The organism is Lacticaseibacillus pantheris DSM 15945 = JCM 12539 = NBRC 106106 (assembly GCF_001591865.1).
GTDB lineage: Bacteria > Bacillota > Bacilli > Lactobacillales > Lactobacillaceae > Lacticaseibacillus > Lacticaseibacillus pantheris.
This window is the reverse complement of the sequence record NZ_BCVS01000152.1, coordinates 1-4144: the sequence shown is the minus strand read 5'-3', so window position 1 is coordinate 4144 and position 4144 is coordinate 1. Positions and strand designations below refer to the sequence as shown.

The 4144-nt window shown below is 54.9% G+C and carries 3 protein-coding genes and 1 tRNA gene; 3 read left to right on the top strand and 1 reads right to left on the bottom strand.

Annotation, left to right across the window (positions count from 1 at the left end; all coding sequences use genetic code 11):
- Window positions 1-69: 69 nt before the first annotated feature.
- A complete protein-coding gene (locus tag LPA02S_RS10940; RefSeq protein ID WP_056956457.1) occupies window positions 70-1344 on the bottom strand; it encodes a replication-associated recombination protein A in 1275 nt (424 codons plus the stop codon).
- 164 nt (window positions 1345-1508) lie between these two features.
- On the opposite strand from LPA02S_RS10940, the gene LPA02S_RS10935 reads away from it, so the two are divergent.
- The 3 genes from LPA02S_RS10935 (at window position 1509) to LPA02S_RS10925 (ending at window position 4102) form a co-directional block, all read left to right on the top strand.
- Window positions 1509-2327 carry a matrixin family metalloprotease gene (locus LPA02S_RS10935; RefSeq protein ID WP_162204127.1) on the top strand — a complete coding sequence of 273 codons (819 nt, stop codon included), beginning with the start codon at window positions 1509-1511 and terminating at the stop codon, window positions 2325-2327.
- A 155-nt stretch (window positions 2328-2482) separates the two neighbouring features.
- Window positions 2483-2555 (top strand) — tRNA-Thr (locus LPA02S_RS10930).
- Window positions 2556-2905: 350 nt separating this feature from the next.
- Window positions 2906-4102: an MFS transporter gene (locus LPA02S_RS10925; RefSeq protein WP_420835961.1), complete on the top strand. Its 1197-nt coding sequence runs from the start codon at window positions 2906-2908 to the stop codon at window positions 4100-4102.
- Window positions 4103-4144: the final 42 nt, after the last annotated feature.

Sequence of the window (4144 nt, the reverse complement as noted above, 5' to 3'; positions counted from 1 at the left end):
AAGGTAACAACGAGAGCCCCACTACTTTGACGGTAGTGGGGCTCTTTGTATGTGCGGCGTAGTTGGACATTAGCGGCCATTTTGCAGCCGGCGCAATTGCTCCAGACGTTGGGACAGCGCCTGTTCGTACTTGCCAGTCTGTTTTGGTGTGTAGTAATGCGTACCACGGAGTTTCTGCGGTAGGTATTGTTGCCGCACCCAGCCACCTGGATAGTCGTGCGGTAGCTTGTAATTGACCCCGTGGCCGAGTGCCTGCGCGCTTTTGTAGTGGGCGTCCCTGAGGTCGTCAGGAATCGCGCCGGCTTTGCCCTTGCGGATGTCCGCAATCGCGGCATCAATCGCACTGATTGCCGTATTGCTCTTCGGCGCGAGGCAAAGATCGATGACCGCGTTGGCGAGCGGGATGCGGGCCTCGGGTAGGCCGAGCCGTTGCGCCGCGTCAATGGCGTTCAGGGTGCGGTTGGCGGTCTGCGGGTTGGCAAGGCCGATGTCTTCATACGCAATCACGAGGAGACGGCGCATGATGCTGGGAAGGTCGCCGATGACAATCAGCCGGGCGAGGTAATGCAAAGCCGCGTCCACATCGCTGCCACGGATGGACTTCTGAAAGGCGGAGATGAGGTCGTAATGCGCGTCCCCATTGGCATCCCCGTCCAGCGCCCGTTGTTGGAGCGATTGGTGCATCACGCGGTCGTCGAGGGTGATTTGCCCATCAACTGCGGGTGTGGATAGGGTAGCGAGCTCCAGAGCATTCAGGGCGCTACGCAAGTCGCCGTTAGTGGCGGAGACTAGGTAATCGCGGCCAGACTGCGTCAGGTCAACCGGATATTCGCCCAAACCGCGTTCCGGGTCTGCGAGTGCGCGATCCACGGCCGTGGAAATATCGTCGGGAGTTAGCGGGTAAACTTGAAAGATTTGTGCCCGACTACGAATGGCCGGCAAAATGCTCATGTATGGATTTTCGGTGGTAGCGCCGACCAGGATGATGCGCCCGGATTCAAGGTGGGGTAAGAGGAAATCCTGCTTGGTTTTATCTAACCGGTGGATTTCGTCCAGGAGTAGAATGACCGTCCCGCTAATCTTGGCTTCCTCGGCGACGATTTGGAGGTCCTTCTTGGTATCAGTAGCGGCGTTGAGCATCCGCAATGAGTACTTGGTGGCACCAGCAATCGCGCTAGCAATGCTGGTCTTGCCGGTACCAGGTGGCCCGTACAAAATCATTGAGGTTAGTCGGTGGGCCTGGACCATGCGGCGAATGATCTGGTCTGGGCCGACGAGGTGTTGTTGGCCCACCACTTCGTCGAGGTTACGCGGGCGCATGCGGAATGCTAATGGTTGCTGCATTTTAGGTAATCCTTTCTAAGCATTATATTTGTCTTAGGGATGGGCAAAGAACTTTGATTCCAGCGTAATAGTGGTAAAATTTGGTTTACTCAATTGGGCATCCCCATCACCATAAACTAGGATGGTGTGGTGGGTCAATGCAAAGACGGAAGGGGGGCGCACTAATGAAGTGGAAATCATGGGTAGTAATGTTGGTTGTGCCGGTGGCGGCATTAGCGGCCGGTGTCTGGGTGAAGTTGGACCCCCGCGTGAACATTTCGCGTGCAGCAATGGTGACCCGGGTCAAAGGGTACCTGGATGACGTCCACGACTGGCTGGTTGACCTGCCGCCTTTGGAAGGCCTGGCCCACCGTATCAAGAAAAACGCTACTAGTGACCTGAGCGTGAATACTGACAGCTATAGTAACAGCGGCTCCTCGACGGATGCTACGACTGGCAGTGGGGGCGCCGCCAGCAGCAGTTCGGCCTCAAGTAGCGCGACCCAAACGCCGACTGAGTCAATCGTTCAGGGCGTGCAGCTGGCCAATACTTACTATTACCACTTTACCAACGGCACGCCGGCGTCGGTGCAGGCTGTCTTTAAGCAGGCGGTGGCGGTGTACAACGCCACGCATATCGTTTCAATTAGGCCGGGGACGGGCACCCAGGTGCAGAATCGCATCACCTTTGGCACCTACCGTAAGCAAATGGGTGCGGATGCGGACGGCACTCTGGAATTAGGCAAAGGTGGTCCGGAAATCGTTAAGCGTATTACGAGCACGGGGGACGTGACGGCCATTGTGAACCGGGGGACCGCGCGGCTCAACGTTAACTATCAAGACGCCATTGCGCTCCCGGTCGCGCTGCATGAATTGGGTCACGCGCTGGGGTTGGACCACAACACGCAGAGCAAAGCTTCGGTCATGTATCCCATCGACCAGGGTGTGACGACGTTGTCCACTGATGATCTGAACGGGTTGAAGTCCATTTACGGTCAGCAGTAGCGTCCGGCCACGTTATTGAAACCGTTTAGGGGCCAAATTCTTTGCCTGATGATAAACAAAAACCGTTTTTTAGTGAGAAAATTGCAAAAAGAGGTACACAGGCACGGAATCGTATGGTAATATATTTCTTGTGCTTGAGAGCACGAATACGTTTTGCCGTTTTAGCTCAGTTGGTAGAGCAACGCTCTAGTAAAGCGTAGGTCGCTGGTCCGAGTCCAGTAAACGGCAGCAAAATAACGTTGGGCCGAACATCAATCGTTGATGTTCGGCTTTTTTTGCGCTTGGACCAGAATTAGGCGGTTGGTCGCTCTGTCATGGTCAGTCGGGACCGTGTTATGATGGTTTTTAGGTTGCCATGAGTTGTGGCTGGTAAAAAAGCACTGTTGAGGTCCAAATTTGCGTCATTCGTAATGGGGCAAAACATGATGTTTGGCAAAAACACATGGCAAAATTTTCAAAGGAAGTTGTTTAGATGTTACAAGATGCCCTAACTCATTGGCGCGTTGTGCGCATTGAGAGCCCATTCCTCAACATGACGCTGTTGTTGACTAGTATTGGGGAAGGAAAAAACTAAATTGATAAAGAAAACAGGATTAACTAAGGGCCAAGTGCTACTGTTGGCAGTCGCGACAGGCATTGTTGTGGCCAACTTGAACTATATTCAACCACTGGAAGCTCTGATCGCGCATAGTTACGGAGTGTCGCGCGGAACTGTGGGTGTTGTCGCCATGCTGACCCAGTTGGGGTATGCGTTTGGCTTGCTGCTATTAGTGCCACTAGGCGATATTTTTGACCGTAATCATCTCATTCAGGTGATGCTGGTTCTGGCGGTGATTGCGTTACTCGCCGCATATTCGGCACGTAACATCGTTTGGTTTGGGGCGGCCTCGCTCCTGGTGGGTATCACCTCCGTCGCTCCACAAATAATCATCCCGTTCTCAGCGTACTTAGCTGACGGGTTGCACGGAGGCCAGGTACTGGGTAGCGTAATGAGTGGGCTGCTGACGGGTATTTTACTGTCGCGGTCGGTTAGCGGGTTGCTTGCCGGATTCTGGCCGTGGCAAAGTGTGTACTTAGTGGCAGCCATTGCTGTGGCCGTATTGTTGCTGGTCTTGCACTGGTACCTGCCGCAGGATCCGCGCGGACACCAAAAACTAAACTACGGGCAAGTGTTACGGTCGCTGCCACACCTGCTGCGTACACAACCTCACCTACAGGGATCGGCCATCAATGGCTTTACGTTGTTTGGGGTCTCTAACGTGTTGTGGTCGACGCTTGCGTTTTACCTGGCGGACCAGTTTGGCTTGGGTAGCACCGTGGCCGGCTTGATGGGGCTACTGGGAATTACCGGGGTGCTCTTTGCGCCGTACATTGGTCGCTTGGTTGACCGGACGTCGCCGCGGCGGACGGTGGGGATGGGCATCACCTTTTCCGTGCTGGCCTTTGTGGCGTTTTGGGCATTGGGTCACTGGGTGATGGGACTCATCGTCGGTATTGTGTTGCTTGATCTAGGGACGCAGTTTGGTCAGGTATCGAATCAGGCCATCGTGCAATCTTTGAGCCGCACGTCTGGTAGCCGGAACAACTCCGTGTTTATGTTTAGTTACTTTATGGGCGGCGCACTTGGCACCTTCTTTGCCACCTGGGCGTGGGGCCGATTCGGCTGGAATGGTGTCTGCGCGGTGGCCGCGGTTTTCCTCATCGTTAGTTTGGTGGGCCACCTAGTTTGGCGGGAGCCCACGAAAATTGTCCGCCAGGGTGAGCGGGACGCATAGGCCCCAGTAACGGTGAGAACCCGCGGGTGGTGTTAGGGGTTG

Excerpts from the sequence above, each read along its gene's own strand:
- LPA02S_RS10940 (WP_056956457.1), bottom strand. The coding sequence starts at position 1,344 with ATGCAGCAACCATTAGCATTCCGCATGCGCCCGCGTAACCTCGACGAA.
- LPA02S_RS10935 (WP_162204127.1), top strand. The coding sequence starts at position 1,509 with ATGAAGTGGAAATCATGGGTAGTAATGTTGGTTGTGCCGGTGGCGGCA.